21 protein-coding genes and 1 tRNA gene are annotated in these 13,828 nt (G+C 69.4%); 6 read left to right on the top strand and 16 right to left on the bottom strand.

What is annotated here, in order from left to right:
• From IE287_RS29140 to IE287_RS29125, 4 genes are all read left to right on the top strand, one after another.
• Positions 1 to 1,347 (top strand): polymorphic toxin-type HINT domain-containing protein (locus IE287_RS29140; RefSeq protein WP_229883798.1); only part of this gene is annotated, 1,347 nt, incomplete at its 5' end.
• Positions 1,338 to 1,943, top strand: coding sequence for a hypothetical protein (locus IE287_RS29135; protein ID WP_189852206.1), 606 nt, complete (start codon positions 1,338 to 1,340; stop codon positions 1,941 to 1,943). The genes IE287_RS29140 and IE287_RS29135, both read left to right, overlap by 10 nt.
• A 121-nt stretch (positions 1,944 to 2,064) precedes the next feature.
• A tRNA-Arg gene (locus IE287_RS29130) sits at positions 2,065 to 2,140 on the top strand.
• Positions 2,141 to 2,284: 144 nt separating this feature from the next.
• Entirely contained in the window at positions 2,285 to 2,728 is a 444-nt protein-coding gene (locus IE287_RS29125; RefSeq protein ID WP_189852205.1) for a hypothetical protein, read from the top strand.
• A 265-nt stretch (positions 2,729 to 2,993) separates the two neighbouring features.
• On the opposite strand, the gene IE287_RS29120 is transcribed toward IE287_RS29125, so the two are convergent.
• The 13 genes from IE287_RS29120 to IE287_RS29060 all read right to left on the bottom strand — a co-directional run bounded on the left by IE287_RS29120 (position 2,994) and on the right by IE287_RS29060 (position 10,181).
• Positions 2,994 to 4,151, bottom strand: a complete 1,158-nt coding sequence (locus tag IE287_RS29120) for a tyrosine-type recombinase/integrase (protein ID WP_189852204.1) — start codon at positions 4,149 to 4,151, stop codon at positions 2,994 to 2,996.
• Positions 4,151 to 4,336, bottom strand: a complete 186-nt coding sequence (locus IE287_RS29115; RefSeq protein WP_189852203.1) for a helix-turn-helix domain-containing protein — start codon at positions 4,334 to 4,336, stop codon at positions 4,151 to 4,153. Before IE287_RS29115 ends, IE287_RS29120 begins: the two co-directional genes overlap by 1 nt.
• Positions 4,333 to 5,736 (bottom strand): replication initiator protein RepSA, encoded by a 1,404-nt coding sequence (gene repSA, locus IE287_RS29110; RefSeq protein ID WP_189852202.1) that lies wholly within the window; start codon positions 5,734 to 5,736, stop codon positions 4,333 to 4,335. The genes IE287_RS29115 and repSA overlap by 4 nt, the downstream gene beginning before the upstream one ends.
• 4 nt (positions 5,737 to 5,740) lie before the next feature.
• Positions 5,741 to 5,926 (bottom strand): hypothetical protein, encoded by a 186-nt coding sequence (locus IE287_RS29105; RefSeq protein WP_189852201.1) that lies wholly within the window; start codon positions 5,924 to 5,926, stop codon positions 5,741 to 5,743.
• A 5-nt stretch (positions 5,927 to 5,931) separates the two neighbouring features.
• Positions 5,932 to 6,114: a hypothetical protein gene (locus IE287_RS29100; protein ID WP_189852200.1), complete on the bottom strand. Its 183-nt coding sequence runs from the start codon at positions 6,112 to 6,114 to the stop codon at positions 5,932 to 5,934.
• A gap of 93 nt (positions 6,115 to 6,207) precedes the next feature.
• Positions 6,208 to 6,753 carry a GGDEF domain-containing protein gene (locus IE287_RS29095; protein WP_189852199.1) on the bottom strand — a complete coding sequence of 182 codons (546 nt, stop codon included), beginning with the start codon at positions 6,751 to 6,753 and terminating at the stop codon, positions 6,208 to 6,210.
• Positions 6,754 to 6,758: 5 nt separating this feature from the next.
• Entirely contained in the window at positions 6,759 to 6,995 is a 237-nt protein-coding gene (locus IE287_RS29090; RefSeq protein ID WP_189852198.1) for a hypothetical protein, read from the bottom strand.
• Position 6,996: 1 nt separating this feature from the next.
• A complete protein-coding gene (locus IE287_RS29085; RefSeq protein WP_189852197.1) occupies positions 6,997 to 7,311 on the bottom strand; it encodes a SpdD-like protein in 315 nt (104 codons plus the stop codon).
• A gap of 12 nt (positions 7,312 to 7,323) precedes the next feature.
• Entirely contained in the window at positions 7,324 to 7,479 is a 156-nt protein-coding gene (locus IE287_RS29080; protein ID WP_107645442.1) for a hypothetical protein, read from the bottom strand.
• A 19-nt stretch (positions 7,480 to 7,498) separates the two neighbouring features.
• Positions 7,499 to 7,687: a mobile element transfer protein gene (locus IE287_RS29075; protein WP_189852196.1), complete on the bottom strand. Its 189-nt coding sequence runs from the start codon at positions 7,685 to 7,687 to the stop codon at positions 7,499 to 7,501.
• Between the two features lie 21 nt (positions 7,688 to 7,708).
• Complete coding sequence (locus IE287_RS29070) at positions 7,709 to 8,416, bottom strand: DUF2637 domain-containing protein (protein WP_189852215.1); 708 nt, start codon at positions 8,414 to 8,416, stop codon at positions 7,709 to 7,711.
• An 80-nt stretch (positions 8,417 to 8,496) separates the two neighbouring features.
• Positions 8,497 to 9,846 carry an FtsK/SpoIIIE domain-containing protein gene (locus IE287_RS29065; protein ID WP_189852195.1) on the bottom strand — a complete coding sequence of 450 codons (1,350 nt, stop codon included), beginning with the start codon at positions 9,844 to 9,846 and terminating at the stop codon, positions 8,497 to 8,499.
• A 2-nt stretch (positions 9,847 to 9,848) separates the two neighbouring features.
• The gene (locus IE287_RS29060; RefSeq protein ID WP_189852194.1) at positions 9,849 to 10,181 is read right to left on the bottom strand and encodes an SCO3933 family regulatory protein; all 333 of its coding nucleotides are present in this window, start codon (positions 10,179 to 10,181) and stop codon (positions 9,849 to 9,851) included.
• Between the two features lie 155 nt (positions 10,182 to 10,336).
• On the opposite strand from IE287_RS29060, the gene IE287_RS29055 reads away from it, so the two are divergent.
• Entirely contained in the window at positions 10,337 to 11,131 is a 795-nt protein-coding gene (locus IE287_RS29055) for a GntR family transcriptional regulator (protein ID WP_189852193.1), read from the top strand.
• Positions 11,128 to 11,808, top strand: a complete 681-nt coding sequence (locus IE287_RS29050; RefSeq protein WP_189852192.1) for a YdcF family protein — start codon at positions 11,128 to 11,130, stop codon at positions 11,806 to 11,808. Before IE287_RS29055 ends, IE287_RS29050 begins: the two co-directional genes overlap by 4 nt.
• A 639-nt stretch (positions 11,809 to 12,447) precedes the next feature.
• Here the strand turns inward: IE287_RS29050 and IE287_RS29045 are convergent.
• The 3 genes from IE287_RS29045 to IE287_RS29035 all read right to left on the bottom strand — a co-directional run bounded on the left by IE287_RS29045 (position 12,448) and on the right by IE287_RS29035 (position 13,572).
• Complete coding sequence (locus IE287_RS29045) at positions 12,448 to 12,816, bottom strand: hypothetical protein (protein WP_189852191.1); 369 nt, start codon at positions 12,814 to 12,816, stop codon at positions 12,448 to 12,450.
• Positions 12,794 to 13,216, bottom strand: coding sequence for a hypothetical protein (locus IE287_RS29040; RefSeq protein ID WP_189852190.1), 423 nt, complete (start codon positions 13,214 to 13,216; stop codon positions 12,794 to 12,796). The genes IE287_RS29045 and IE287_RS29040 overlap by 23 nt, the downstream gene beginning before the upstream one ends.
• Positions 13,217 to 13,290: 74 nt before the next feature.
• Positions 13,291 to 13,572: a hypothetical protein gene (locus IE287_RS29035; protein ID WP_189852189.1), complete on the bottom strand. Its 282-nt coding sequence runs from the start codon at positions 13,570 to 13,572 to the stop codon at positions 13,291 to 13,293.
• Between the last annotated feature and the right edge of the window lie 256 nt (positions 13,573 to 13,828).

The raw sequence follows: 13,828 nt of genomic DNA, 5'->3' as shown, positions 1-13,828 counted from the left end.
AACCCCACCACCGCCAGCGACCCCACCGGCCTCGAAAGCTGCTACCCCAACTACTGCGCCGGCAGCAACGGCACCTACGGCACCTACAAGGAAGAGAACGACCCCGGGGCCAACCAGGACGACGACGACAGCGGCGACAACGGCACCACCACGACCACGACCACCACGGGCACGAACAACGCGGGATCCGGCGAGCAGCCGGTGATCCAGGGCATCCGGCTCCCCACGGAGAAGGAACTCCGCGCCCTCCCGCTCGCCTGGCCGGGAGACACCTACGACGAACTGACGGCCAAGTGGGCCCGGGGCAAGTGCGGCTTCGGCTCCGGCGGCTTCTCCGCCCAGAACACCAAGGGCTTCTGCGACACCGTCCTCGCGGCCGGACTCCTGGAGACCGGTGACGACCCCTGGGGCGTGAAGGCGAACATCGACTGCATCACCGGCAAGGGCCGATGCGGCGAGGCGCTGGTCCAGGACATCCTCACCATCGTCACGTGGGGCGTCGGCAAACTCCTCTCGGGCCCCGCGGCCGCGGCGGTCCGGGCCGGAGGCGCCGGTGCCAAGGGAGCCGGCAAGGGAGCCGTCGCCCGACTTCTCGGCGCGGCCTGCCAGTGCTTCCTCGCGGGCACCGAGGTCAAGCTGGCGGACGGATCCACCAAACCGATCGAAGAGATCGAAATGGGCGACACCGTCCTCGCCACGGACCCGGAAACGGGTGAGACCGGCTCCCGCAAGGTGATCGCCCTGATCCGCACGGAGGCCGACAAGCTGTTCAACGCCCTCTCGATCACCACCTCGGACGGCATCGAGCAGCTCACCGCCACCTACGAGCACCCGTTCTGGTCACCGTCCGAGCACACGTGGCTCGCGGCACGCGACCTCGAAATCGGCATGACCCTGCTCACGGACGCCGGTGAGACGGTCCTGGTCTCGGGGAACACGCCCTTCAGCAGGCACGCCCGCACCTACAACATGACCGTCGAGGGCCTGCACACGTACTACGTGCTGGCGGGCGAGACGCCCGTCCTGGTGCACAACGCGGGCAACGACCAGACCCCGAACATCATCCTGCGGGGAATCCAGCAGATCCAGGACGGAACGCTGGCACAGCGCAGGAACCCCACCAAGCCGGACGGCTCTCCGGGCGATCTGGACTTCTTCACGAACAAGGAGAAGAACAAGAGGAACAACTGGTGGGTGGGGGCCAAGATCTACGCACCGGACCCCTTGAACAACGACTACCGGATCCTCGAGAAGAACGGACAGTTCAAGTGGGTCGGCCCGAAGGGAGGCGTCAAGGGAGCCGGCCACTTCTACGGGAAACTGATGGACATCACACCGTGCACGTGACGAAAGAGGGGCAGCAGGTCGTGGAAGCCGAGATCCTGGCTCAGGGGATGAAGAGCTGCGGACTGAGATTCCTGGGGTTCAGGCGCGGGACGGGGATCCCTCCCTACCTCGCGGGCACGGTCACGTCGCGTCGCACCGACGAGGGCCGGCGTGACCGGACCGCGCCGCTCGACGCCCCGGACCGGGTCGCCCGGGCGAACGCCGGCTGGTTCGAGCTGGCGACGGAGACCGGCCTGTTCTCCGACGACCGGCGCTTCCTGCTCGCCGTCAACGTGCCGCGCCCCGGCGCGGTCGACGACACGGACGTCGAGGCCGTCTGGAGCCTGGTCGAGCTCCTGGAGGACTGGGACATCATGGGCGCCGGCTGCGAGGCCGGGATCACGGGTTCCCGCCACGGGTTCCCCGCGTTCGTGATGTCGGCGCTCGACGGCTCGGTCTTCGTCCAGGGCACGGTGTGGCAGGACGGCATCGGCACCGCCGTCCTCCCCGCCCCTCACCGGGTGGAGTCGCTCCGTGAGACCGCCAGGCTGAACGTAGGAAAGCCCTACCGCTCGGCCGCCGAGAACGCGGACACCCTGGCCTGGCTGGAGAGGTGACCGGGAGGGGGCGGGCACCGGACCACGATCCGCTCTCCGCCCCCTCCCGGCACCACCGGGCCTCCGGTACGGGCAGGGGGCGACCTCCCTCGACCCCATCCGCTAGGCTGTCCCCGGTCCCGCCTCCGTAGCTCAGGGGATAGAGCACCGCTCTCCTAAAGCGGGTGTCGCAGGTTCGAATCCTGCCGGGGGCACCAGCGCGAAGACCCCCTACCGATCTTGGTAGGGGGTCTTTGACATCCACGGCTGACATCAACGGCGGGAGGCGGCCGAGGACAGCCGCGAGCGCGCGGAGCGAAATGCGGGTGCCGGCCCCCGGGCCCGGCGGGCAGGATCGCGCCATGTCGACGGATGTCAGCGGAATGATCGAGTGCCGTCCAGGGGCCCGTCTGTGGGGCCTGGACGATGAGGACACAGTCTGGGAAGCGGGCATCGACCTCTTCCTGCTGAACAGGGGCAACGCCTACGACGGCCTCGCGTGCCTCTTCGGAATCCGCAACTCCTTCGGCTTCCGTCCGCTTGCCGAGGACAGAGGCTTCCCGGACGACGCGTCCGAAGGGCTGCGCCGCGAGTTCGCCGGCCCCGACTTCGCGTACGGGACGACATGGGTGACCTGGGCCGAGCTGGCCGCCGCAGACTGGCAGGAGACGAACGCCTCCGGCACACGAAGCCGTGCATCGGCCGCAGGGAACGACACCGACTGGGGCCGCGTCTGGAGCGTCATGCGCATCCTCAGCGAGGTCCACGGCGCGGAGAACGTCCGTCTCGTCGTCTGGTTCTACTGACCCGACCCCGCGCTGAACACGGGGTCGGGTCAGACAGGCATCAGCGCACGCAGCCACAGTCGGGGCGGTCCCAGACCCGCTTCTACTTGAGGGGCTACCCAGCGGTCACCCCACCGTCGGTTGACTCCGCGATCCGGGAGGAGAGCGCCGCCCCGTCGGGTCTCCCCCGCCAGACGCGCAACGTCCTGACCAGTGGAGAGACGCCGGGGGTGACGCGAGGACCCCCAACCGAGGGTGGTTGAGGGTCTTGCCATGAAGCGCCACGTCAACGGTGGCGATCAGGCCGCTTCCGCTTGAGGAGCCGATCCATGTGGCTGATCGCCTCTCGCTGGGTGTCCTGGACGACGTGCGTGTACACGTCCATCGTGATGCTGATCTGGCTGTGGCCGAGGATCTCCATCACGACGCGGGGCGCGACGCCGGCGGCGGTGAGCAGGGTCGCCGTGCCGTGCCGGGCGTCGTGCAGCCGGATCACTCGCAGGCCGGTGGAGGCGGCGACGCGGGTGAAGGACCGGTACACGTTCCGGGGCTCGACGGGCCGACCACTGGCGGTGGTGAAGACGTAGCCGCCCTCCTCCCACTTCTCCCCCGCCTTGGCCCGCTGATCGTTCTGCCGCATCCGGTGCCACCGCAGGGGCGCGATGCACATGGCGGGCAGAGGCACGGTCCGCCGGCGACGCCCCTTGGGATCGTCGTCGTACAGGACTCCTCGACGCCGCTGGGTCTGCTGGCGGACGTAGAGGACGCGCTTGTCGAGGTCGACGTCCGCCCAGCGCAGCCCGACCAGCTCGCCCCGCCGCAGCCCCATGGCGATGGCGAGGACGAAGGCCGCGTACAGCGGGTCCCGGCGGGAGGCGGCGAGGAAGTCGAGCGTCTCGTCCAGGGACCACGGGCTCAGCTCTCGCGCCTTCGGCCGGGGCGGCTCGACGAGGGAGGCCACGTTGCGCGAGATCAGCTCCTCGCGGCAGGCGGCGGTGAGGGCGGTCCGCAGGACGCGGTGGGACTCCTTGGCGGTGGCGGCGGTGGTCTTCTTCTCCAGCTGGACGAGGAAGCGCCGGACGTCGGCCACGCTCAGGGACTCCAGCCTCTTGGAGCCGATCCCGGGGACGAGGTAGAGGCGGACGTGTGCCTCGTACTTGTCGTACGTGCTGAGCTTGCGGCGCGGCTTCACGACGTTGTCGAGCCAGTACGGCAGCCACTCGGAGAGCTTCGCCGAGCGGGTCGGCACGGGGACGCCGTTGTCGACCGCGTCGAGGAGTGCCCGGCGCTTCACGTCGCACTCGGCCCAGGTCTTGCCGTAGGCGAACTTCCGGGCACGGGTGCCGTCCGGCTGGAGGACGTAGACGGCGGCCTGGTAGCGCCCGTCCTTCCGCTGCGTGATGGTGCCGGCGCCATTGGGGTTGCGCTTGCGCTGGGTGGCCATCAGGCGGACTCCTCGATGCGGCCGACGATGAAGTCCCGGACGGCGTCGGCGGGAACGCGGCGCGATCGGCCGATGGTGATGGAGACCAGGCGGCGGGAACGGATGAGGTCGTAGACGGTGGAACGTCCGAGCTTGAGCCGTGCCATGACCTCGGGCACGGTCAGCAGTTCAGCAGCAGTGGTCACGTCAACTCCCCTTCCAGAGGCTCCAGTTCACTTCGGTTCTCTCTGGCGTGTTCGCGGTTGTGCTGGATGTCGCGGCGGATGTTGGCGGCGAGCCAGGATTCGCCGGGGGTGTGGCCATGGCCGGCGTAGGCCCAGTGGGCGACGACGAGGAGGGTGGACTCCGGGTGTTCGTCGGGGTCGGGGAGGCCGAGGGCGGTGCGTTGCTGCTGCGCGCGGTAGTCGGCGCGGACCTGGCGTAAGGCGCCGAGGGTGGTGGAGTAGGCGCGGGACTTGGTGGAGAAGTGGCCGCGGAAGCCGAGCATGTGGGCCCAGGCGCGCAGGCGCCGGTCCGGGTAGGCGGCATCGAGGTCCATACAGGCTTCCATCAGGCGCCGGGGGTGGTCCGGGACGCCGAGGAGGACGAGGGCTTCCTTGTTGCCGACGGGGTGGTCGACGGTGCCGGTGGTCTCGGCGGCCTTGGTGGCGTACTTGGCGACGTAGGCGGCGACGGCCTGTTCGGTCAGTTCCTCGCCCTGGCCGAAGGCGCCGATGGGCTGGACGTCGAGCTGGGTGCCCCAGGTGAGGACGAGGTCCTGGGCGATGCCGTGAGCGGGGGCGGCGTCGACGATGACGCGGACGCGGGCGGCGGCCGCGTGGATGGCGTCGGTGAGCAAGTCGAGGGTGGCCCAGGGCGGGGGCGGGGTGTGGGGCCCGTCGGGGCCGTCGAAGCGGATGACGGCGTGGAAGTGGACGGCGCCGCGTTTCTGGTATTCGGCGACCTTGCCGAAGGAGACGCGGGACTGTTCGCGGGCGGCTTTCTGGGTGAGGCCGGCGCGGGCGGCGATCTCGCGGCGGAGGTAGATCGTGAAGTAGCGCCACAGGTCGGAGGCGTGGTTGTTCCACAGCACCGCCCCCGCGTAGTCGTACATGGACGGGTCGAGCGGGGTGCCGAGTTCGGGCGCGTCCTCGGGGTGGCTGGTGCCGCAGCGGCAGGGGCGGGTGCCGGGGCGGTTGTGGACCGGGCCGAAGGACGGAGCGGTGAGGGTGGCGAAGACCCGGGGGTGATCGCGGATCGTGTCCGGGGTGCCTTTGTCGGGGTCGCCGGTGAGGCCGGCGCGGATGAGGTGGTACGTGTCGCCGGCGTAGGTCCAGGCGCAGGCCGGGCAGCGGGAGGCGCGGCGGTTGCCGCAGGCGACGCGGAGGACGCCGCCGGGTTCGGCGTCGGTGGTGTAGGCGTGGAGCACGGTCTTGGTGGCGGGGTCGAGGAGCTTGGTGCCACCGGTGAGACGGATGGGGGCGGTGCAGCCGCCGGTGCGGCGGATCTGTTCGGTGAGGCGGTCGAAGCCGGGGGACCCGGCCACCCGGAGCAGGTCGCTCAGGGTGGCCGGGTCCAGGCCCGCCGCGAGGGCGGAGTCGATCACGTGCTTACTCCTTGTGGGCGGGGCCGTGGTGGGCATTCCAACCGGCGACCAGGGCACCGACCTGGGCGTCACCCTTGGCGGTGGCGGAGGCGCCGCAGTGGCAGACGGCGGACGCGGTGGCCGGTTCGGAGGGGGACGGCTTGCTGACGTGCAGGCCGGGTCGGTCCTGCGAGGGCGTGAGCTTGGCCATCGCGGTCACTTCCCGGCGCGGATGAGGGCGGCCGGGAGGGTGCGGCGGGTGCCGGTGCCCTTGCAGACGGGGCAGGTGGCGGCGAGGGTGCGGCGCTGTCCGTCCGGGGTGGTGCCGGTGGTGATGTGGACGACGGGGAAGCCGTCGCAGTGGGAGCAGACGCGGGCGGCCGGGGTCTGGGGCATCATGGGTTTTCCCTTTCGGGTCCGGTGGATCTGGAATGGGGTTGATGGCGCCCGGGGCGGCGGAAGTTTGGCGACCGAGGCCGCCCCGGGGGCCGCTTAGCGTGCGTTGCGCCTGCCGTGGCCCTTGGCCGCGTACATCGAGGCGTCGGCCGCCGAGAGGGCGTCGGTGAGGGTGGGGACCGGCAGTTCGGCCCGGTAGCAGTGGCCGACCGAGGCGGAGACCGGCAGGACGTGACCGTGGTGCTCGACGGGCTGGTCGAGGGCGGTCCACAGGTCGAAGAGGCTGACGGCGCCGAGGTTGGTGACGATGGCGGCGAACTCGTCTCCGCCGAGGCGGGCGGCGATGCCGTGCCGGCCGCACCAGGCGCTCAGCCGGTGGGCGGTGGCGGTGAGGACCGCGTCTCCGGCGGCGTGCCCGTGGGTGTCGTTGATGGCCTTGAAGTCGTCCAGGTCGACCAGCAGGACGAGCGCGGCAGGGTGCTTGTTCAGCAGGTGTTCGGCGCGGGTGGTCCAGCCGGTGCGGGTGTGCAGGCCGGTCAGGGGGTCGCGTCGGGCGGTGGCCAGGCGGCGCCAGAGGAGTCCGCCGTGCAGGGCCCACCCGAGGGCGGGTAACCCAGCGGCGGCGATCGTCTGCGTGTCCATGAGGTTCACCGGCCCTTGCGACGGTTGCGGGTCTTGATAGGCGGGATGGCGTCATAGGCGTCGCGGCCCTGCTGGAACGAGGCCCGGTCTGCGGAGCTGGGCTCGGAAGTTCCGAGCTGGCGGTTGATCCGGTTCATGGCCTTGCGGTCGCCGTGGCGCTTGGCGATGGCGTACTCGCGACCCAGCTCGGCCATCTGCGGGTTGGCCGGGGGGTCATTCGTCTTGCGGCTGAACAGGCCCATGTCAGCGCTTCCTTTCCTGGTTGAGCAGGGACTTGAGGACGACGGCGCACACGGCGACGGAGACACCGGTGATGGCGACCGCCAGGAGCATGGAGACCAGGACGGCGCCGACGACCAGGACGACGGCACCGCCGCCGGCGGCGAGGGCGACCGCGCTGCCCGGGGTGAGCTGGACCGAGCTGCGGGGCGTGGTGGCCGGGACGGGGACGGGAGCCGGGGTGATGGCCGGGGCCGGGGTGGCCGCGGGCTCGATGTCGGTGAGGGGGATGGGGTGGCCGGTGGGGAGCGGGTTGACCGGGATGCGGGGCTGGAGCATGGCGGGTTCTCCCTACTTGGCGATGGGGTCGATGAGCGGGGTGAGGAGGCTGTCGGCGAGGAGGTAACCGCCGAGGAGGAGGACGGCGACGAGCCACCAGGGCGGGCGGATGAGCTTGATTCCGAGGCCGCCGACGACGATCAGGGCGAGCCAGAGCGGGACGTCCACGAGACGGGCTCCTTCGGGTTCAGCGGGGGTTGCAGCGGTGGGTACGGGCGGCGAGCTCGGCGGCGGCGCGGGTGTTGTAGTCGGCGGAGAAGTCACAGCCGGGGGCCGTACACACGGCGGTGTGCTTGGTCCGGCCCCGGCCGTCATGGTGGGTGCCGACCTGCACCGGGCCGAGCTTGATGACGTGGTGGAAACGGTTGGGTCGCACGGGTCTTACCTCCTTCCTGGGTCAGGCGAGCTGGAGGGCGATGGAGTCGGCGAGGGCCGGGGGCATGCCGTGGCGGGCGCGGAGGGTTTCCGCATCGATCGGCCGGCCGGTCTGGGCCCGGTGCGCGTCCGCGATCTTCTGGGCGTGAGCCATCAGCGCGGGCGGCACCGCCACGGCAGGCACCACGGCAGGAGCGGGCTCGGGGGCGGGTTCGGGGTGTTCTTCCTGCGGTGCGGGTTCCGGCGTGAGTTCGGCCGGGGCGGGGTCGGCCGGCGGGAGTTCGGGGGCCGGTTCCGGGGCGCGTTCGACGGTCATCTCAGCGGTAGGTTCCGGCGCCGGTACGGGCTCAGAGGTGTGGGCGGGTTCGGGGGCGGGGTGGGCGTGGGCGAGGAGGGTGCCGCCGAGGAAGGCGATGGCGGGCCATCCGGCGACGAGGATCCGCAGCCAGGCGGGGACGTTGTTCATGTCGAGGAGTCCGGCGGTGGCGACGTTGGCGCCGAGGGACGCGATCAGGGCGATGGCGAACCAGAGCCAGGCGTCCCGGTTGTCGGTGTCGGTGCGCATCCGGCGCCAGGCGGCGACGAGGAGGAGGTCGACGGAGACCGGGTAGGCCCACGCCTTCCATCCGTCCTGTCCGGCCGCTTCGGCCAGGTCGTGCAGGTGGGCGAAGGACAGGGCGCCGGCGATGACGGCCTGGATCAGGACGGCGTCGAGGCGAAGGGTTCGCAGCACGGTTCACCTCCTTTCGGGCATGGGTCGGGTAGGGACCTGGCGTGAGACGGTCACGCCGACCGAGGGGTGGGGTGCTGCTAGGCGGTGGCCGGGTTCGGCTTCACCAGGGGTGCCGTATCCGACTCCTCCACGTGCACCGGCATGACGGGGCGGTGGGCGGCGAGGGCGGGAAGGTACGGGGTGAGGTGGGCGTGGGCGGCGCAGATCTCGGCCGCTTCGGCGGCGGTGAGGATCGGGGTGCGAATGCGGGACCAGCCCCCGGAGGTGTCCCCGGCGACGGCGATGCCGGGCCGGTCGGGCGGGATCGTCAGGACCGTGACGACGGCGTCGGGGGCGATGTCGCCGACGCCCATCTCGGCGGTCTGCTTGTCGTTGACGCGGTGCACGGTCCGGCCGGTGAGCTGGGCGCGCAGGGCGGTGGCGCCCTTGCCGAGGTCGGAGCCGAAGCGCTGGCCGCAGACTTCGAGGAAGATGCCGGCGGCGCGGGCGAGCTGGCCGAGGCGAATCAACTGCGTGACCATCCGGTCCCGGCGTTCCTCGTCCTTCTTCGTCGCGGTCAGGAAGAGTTCCGCGACCTCGTCCACCAGGACCACCACCGGCGCCGGACGGACCTCCTCGGGCAGGGCCCAGATGTCGGCGACCCCGCGATCGCTGAGGAGGTCGAAGCGGTCCTCCATCTCGCCCACCAGGGCGTCCAGGAGACCGTCGGCTTCCTCCGGGGTGGTCGCGAGGGCGGACAGCCGGGGCGCGTAGCCGCGGTGCTCGACTCCGCGCTTGCAGTCGATGCCGACCAGGGCGACCGGCAGCCGGGCGAGTCCGGCGATGAGGTTGCGCTGGTACATGGACTTACCGGTCTGGTTCGCGCCGAGGGTCAGCGCGTGCGGGACCTTGAGGTAGTCCCGGACGAATGCCGTCCCGTCCTCCCGCAGCGCGACCGGCACCACCAGCAGCCCAGCGGGGCGCCGGCGCGGCATCCGCACCCGGTTCAGGACGTCGTAGCCGGTCATCCGCAGTTCCACGAAGCCGGGCTTGGTGACGGTGACGTTGACCGAGTGGACGCCCCAAGCGTGCCGCAGCCGCTCGGAGGCCGCCATCACGTCAGCGGGCTCCAGGCCGGCCGGGAGCCGCAGGGTGACCCGCAGGCCGGTCGAGGTGCCCCGCACCCGGCGGATCCTCGGCGGAACGGGCTGGACGTCGGGGCGGCGGGCGATGTTGCGGACCATGAACGCCCGCAGGCGAGACGGCTGGACCGTCAGCCCGCACACGTCCATCGTCGCGTGGTACGTCATCGTGAACCGCACCCGCGTGATCGGCAGGCCGATCAACGACCAGAACACCCGGGGCGCTCGGGTCCTGGCGTATCCGAGGCCGCCGGCGGCTCCGGCGAGCGGGAGGCCGATCTCCCATAAGGTCGCGACGTCGGTCATGATCAGGCGCCCATCGGGGTGACCGCGACGGCGCGGAACGAGATGCCGTGACGGGTCTGGCCGTTGAACGTGTTCTCCCAGTCCCGGGCCTTGAGCCCGATCACCGACACCGGCATACCCGGCGCGAGCCCGTCCGGGAGACCGGTCTCCGGGACCGTCACCTGGTAGAGGTTGCCCTCCCCCTCATCCGAGATCAGCAGGCCCACCGTCGAGAGACCGGCACCGGTCTCCCGGTCCGTAGCGCGCTCACCGGTCTGCTTGCTCACGAGCTTCGGCGTGGGAGCGGTCGCGACGAACACGACGGCGGTAGAAAGGTCGATCTTGAAGGACGGCATCAGAACTCCCTACGTTGTGGGGCAGCCCAAATGGGAACTGCCAGCCCCGCTGTCCTAGGACTGCGAGGCGACTGAGTAGATAGTGGCCCGCAGTCCTAGGACTGTCAACAGTCCTAGGACTGTGTTTGACTGGTTCTCGTTGAGAGGGGTTCGAGATGGCGCCCAAGTGGCGGGAGCTGGCAGACGAGCTGGCCGAGCAGATCAGGAGTGGTGAATACCAGCCCGGGCAACAGTTGCCGCAGATCAGGAAGCTGGTCGAGCAGGGCAAGGGTTCGAAGGTCACCGTCCACGCGGCGTATAAGGCCCTCGAAGCGGAAGGCCTGGTCACCTCGACTCGCGGCCATGGAACCGTCGTACGTCAGCAGGTGCCGCTCAAGCGTCTCGGCATCGCGCGCTACGACAAGGCGAAGTGGCGAGACGGCGACGAGGTGGCGTTCATCGCGGACCGGGTCGCGTCGGGCCGGACGTACCGCCGCAACGAGCAGACCCAGACCGTCAGCCTTGTCGAAGCTCCTGCCACAGTGGCCGCAGCCCACGGCCTGGAAACGGGAGCTCCGGTCTACGCGCGGGCCCGCCTGGTCAAGGAAGGCGAACAGCCGACGCACACCCTGACCAGCTACTACCGCCCCGAGCACGTCGAAGGCACGCGCTTGGTCGACCCCACCCCCGGTCCGGCCGGCCGAGGCGGCGGATACCGCGTCCTGTACGACGCCGGTTACGAGATCGACCACATGAAGGAATCACTCTTCGCCCGCACACCCACTGCGGACGAGGTGAAACTCCTCCAGCTTCCGCCCGGCGAGCCCGTCGTGGAGCTCCACAGGACGACGTACACGGCCGCCGGCACGGTGGTGGAGTTCGCCATCGGCATCCACGCCGCCTCCCGCTTCGCCTGGGAGTACGACTTCAAGGTGCCGGACTCGGCAGCGGACAGGGACGAGACGCAGTGATCTCCGCGCAGGACTGGGCCGACACGGAACTCCTCTGGGACTACCAGCAGATGCACCACACACCCCGGCCCTGCTCGGTCGCTATCGGACTCGGCAGTCACGACCTGGGCGTGGCCGACGCCACCGCCGATCTGTACCGGCGCGGCATGGCCCCCCTTCTCGTCTTCACCGGAGCGACCAGTCCAACGACGCGCGAACGGATGCCCCGCGGCGAAGCCCTGCACTACCAGGAGCGAGCAATCGAACTGGGCGTCCCCGTCTCGGCGGTGATGGTCGAGCCGCGAGCCCGGAACACAGGCGAGAACATCCTCTTCTCCCGAGAGCTCCTCACCGAGGCCGGCATCGACGTCTCCTCCATCCTCCTGGTCAGCAAGCCCTACGAGGAGCGACGGGCCTACGCCACGGCGCGCAAGCTGTGGCCGGAGGTCGAGATCATCAGCGCATCAAGCCCTATGACACTCCGGGACTACATGGACTCCATCGGGGACGCCCGCCTGGTCATCGACATGCTCGTCGGAGCCCAGCAACGACTACTGATCTACCCGGAGCAGGGATTCATGATCAGCCAGCAGACCCCCACCGCCGTGCGCGACGCGTACGCCCGCCTGTCCCAGAACGGCTACACAAGCCGCCTCCTCCGAGACGACGAAGGCAAGCCCCAGGAGCCCACCACCTGAAGGACCCGCCCCGGGGCAGCTGTTACAGATTTCTCTACCTCATAGATTTCTCTACCTCATCAAGGCACCCGCCGCGCACGGCGCGGCGCGCGCGGCCCGTCGCCCGGGCCTGCGCTCCTGTCTCCGCCCCGCTCCAGCCCGACCGCCGGCCGCACGCCTGACAGCTCGGGTTGATGGGTGACGAACCACGATGCGGCCGATCCTGTACACGGGCGCGGCTCAGGACGATGCCTCCGGCGGGGGCGCTCAGGCTCCGGGATGGAGGGGGTCCGTGGGCGGGTGCCGGCCGGTGGGTTGTGTCGGTGGGGGCTCCCATCCCATCTGCCGTCGACCCAGGCAGAGCCGAGCAGACACGGCACCGGGCGTCCAGGTCGTTCGTACAGTGGCGCGCTCCACCTGGACGCCCGGCACCGCGCCTGCTCCACGGTGTGTGGGTCGACGGCAGACGGGATGGGAGCGGGGCAGACTGTGGCTGGGGCCCGTTGTCTCTTGCCGGTCCGATCCGCAGGCGAGGTGCACGAGACCAGGTGTCCGGAGCCTGGCTGGCTGACCACGCCGCAGCGGAAGAGGCGAACCCTCATGAGGGGATAGCTACCGCCGCACCCCGCAGAACCGCCATTCGCCATCAAGCGCGAGAGGTCAGAGCCAGAGGATCAGGGCGACGGCCACGATGATCACTAGAAACGGAGCAGCGATGGCCTTACGAAGCTCACGCTCGCCCTTGCCTGGAAACATGGGATCATCACCTGCATCCGTGAAGAGGGTCGATGACTCCTCCTTACTGGACAGGATGTTGCCCGCATCCCGGATCAGCGCTGCCGCCGCCTTTGAGTCGCCCGTTTTCTCCAGCATCGCATCCAGCTTCGACAACATCTCGGGCGCGGAGACGGCCAGACGCCTCAGCTGCCGCTTGGTCCCCTCGTCAATTCCCTCATTGTTGATGATCGTCTGATAGACGCGACCGTTGTTAGTTTGAATGTATTGGTCAATTGCGGGGAGTTCCGCCATCTTCCCCCTCCCCGCATGCGGTGTTGCTCACTAGCGAGGGCGTACGGTCCACGCGCAGCTCAAAGGACGAGACACACTCACCTTTCGTTCTGGACTGACCGAGCGGGCCGGCCAAAATGAGCGCGACCAAGACGGCGGCGGCGGCTGAGACAGCGGCCACGCCGACGCGGGCGAACGGGTTGAGCGCCTGCCCGATGGTCTTGACCAGCGTGGGCCACTTGTGCGTGACCCAGAGGACGAAGGCGATACCAATGACGACGAAGACCAGAACTCGATCCCGAACAAATGAAGCGACATATCTATCTGATGACAGCTCCAGCAAGTCGCCGAGAAATTGGCCGACAGTCGGTATCGCCTCCGGAAACTGTTTACTAATCAGATCGACGCTGAACAGGGCCACGAGTACAGCGAGAGTGACGCCGAGAATAGCTTGAGCAAGGCCAAGTAACGCTGCGGCGCCAATTGTTGGGAGTTTCACCGCTTACCGTTACGGTAGTTGGTCTGCGATACGGTGCCGTGGTTCGTCCCGATGACTTGCCCAGGGTTTTGAGCGTTGATGGTGACGCCATCTGCCCCTGCGTGGCTGATGGGATGAGAATCGTTGCCTGCCGTACCACCTGAGTGGGTGGCATCGGCAGGGGGTAGCTGGTCGGGAAGACCATCACTGTTGGAGCGTGAGCGTGTCCACCGCACGGTGATGACGGCAGCGCCAAGCGCGAATGCTCCGCCGATGAAGGCAGCGATGATCTCGTACATGTCTCCCCCTGGAAGTCCGTGAAGATCAGCAAAGGTCCATCTAGTGCAGGTGGTTGACGTCCGACACTGGTACCGCACAGTCGGTATGTCCGAACACCGGAAGAATCCGGCCAGGTCTGGCCTGGTGTTGCAGTTCCGGCGCTCGCCCTATCAACCTCGCCCCTCTCCAAGCCCTTTGAGTTTGGCACAACTGGCCTTAGGGCAGGCGCGTTCCAGCGACTTCCGACCTTCGCGAGCGCAGCGGTGATCGCTGGTC

The organism is Streptomyces omiyaensis, from assembly GCF_014650895.1.
GTDB classification, from domain to species: Bacteria; Actinomycetota; Actinomycetes; order Streptomycetales; family Streptomycetaceae; genus Streptomyces; species Streptomyces omiyaensis.
This window is presented reverse-complemented; position numbering and strand designations above follow the sequence as displayed.

Excerpts from the sequence above, each read along its gene's own strand:
- IE287_RS29035 (WP_189852189.1), bottom strand. The coding sequence starts at position 13,572 with ATGTACGAGATCATCGCTGCCTTCATCGGCGGAGCATTCGCGCTTGGC.
- IE287_RS29120 (WP_189852204.1), bottom strand. The coding sequence starts at position 4,151 with ATGGCCACCCAGCGCAAGCGCAACCCCAATGGCGCCGGCACCATCACG.
- IE287_RS29090 (WP_189852198.1), bottom strand. The coding sequence starts at position 6,995 with ATGGGCCTGTTCAGCCGCAAGACGAATGACCCCCCGGCCAACCCGCAG.
- IE287_RS29065 (WP_189852195.1), bottom strand. The coding sequence starts at position 9,846 with ATGACCGACGTCGCGACCTTATGGGAGATCGGCCTCCCGCTCGCCGGA.
- IE287_RS29055 (WP_189852193.1), top strand. The coding sequence starts at position 10,337 with ATGGCGCCCAAGTGGCGGGAGCTGGCAGACGAGCTGGCCGAGCAGATC.
- IE287_RS29045 (WP_189852191.1), bottom strand. The coding sequence starts at position 12,816 with ATGGCGGAACTCCCCGCAATTGACCAATACATTCAAACTAACAACGGT.
- IE287_RS29060 (WP_189852194.1), bottom strand. The coding sequence starts at position 10,181 with ATGCCGTCCTTCAAGATCGACCTTTCTACCGCCGTCGTGTTCGTCGCG.
- IE287_RS29085 (WP_189852197.1), bottom strand. The coding sequence starts at position 7,311 with ATGCTCCAGCCCCGCATCCCGGTCAACCCGCTCCCCACCGGCCACCCC.
- IE287_RS29105 (WP_189852201.1), bottom strand. The coding sequence starts at position 5,926 with ATGGCCAAGCTCACGCCCTCGCAGGACCGACCCGGCCTGCACGTCAGC.
- IE287_RS29125 (WP_189852205.1), top strand. The coding sequence starts at position 2,285 with ATGTCGACGGATGTCAGCGGAATGATCGAGTGCCGTCCAGGGGCCCGT.
- IE287_RS29095 (WP_189852199.1), bottom strand. The coding sequence starts at position 6,753 with ATGGACACGCAGACGATCGCCGCCGCTGGGTTACCCGCCCTCGGGTGG.
- IE287_RS29100 (WP_189852200.1), bottom strand. The coding sequence starts at position 6,114 with ATGATGCCCCAGACCCCGGCCGCCCGCGTCTGCTCCCACTGCGACGGC.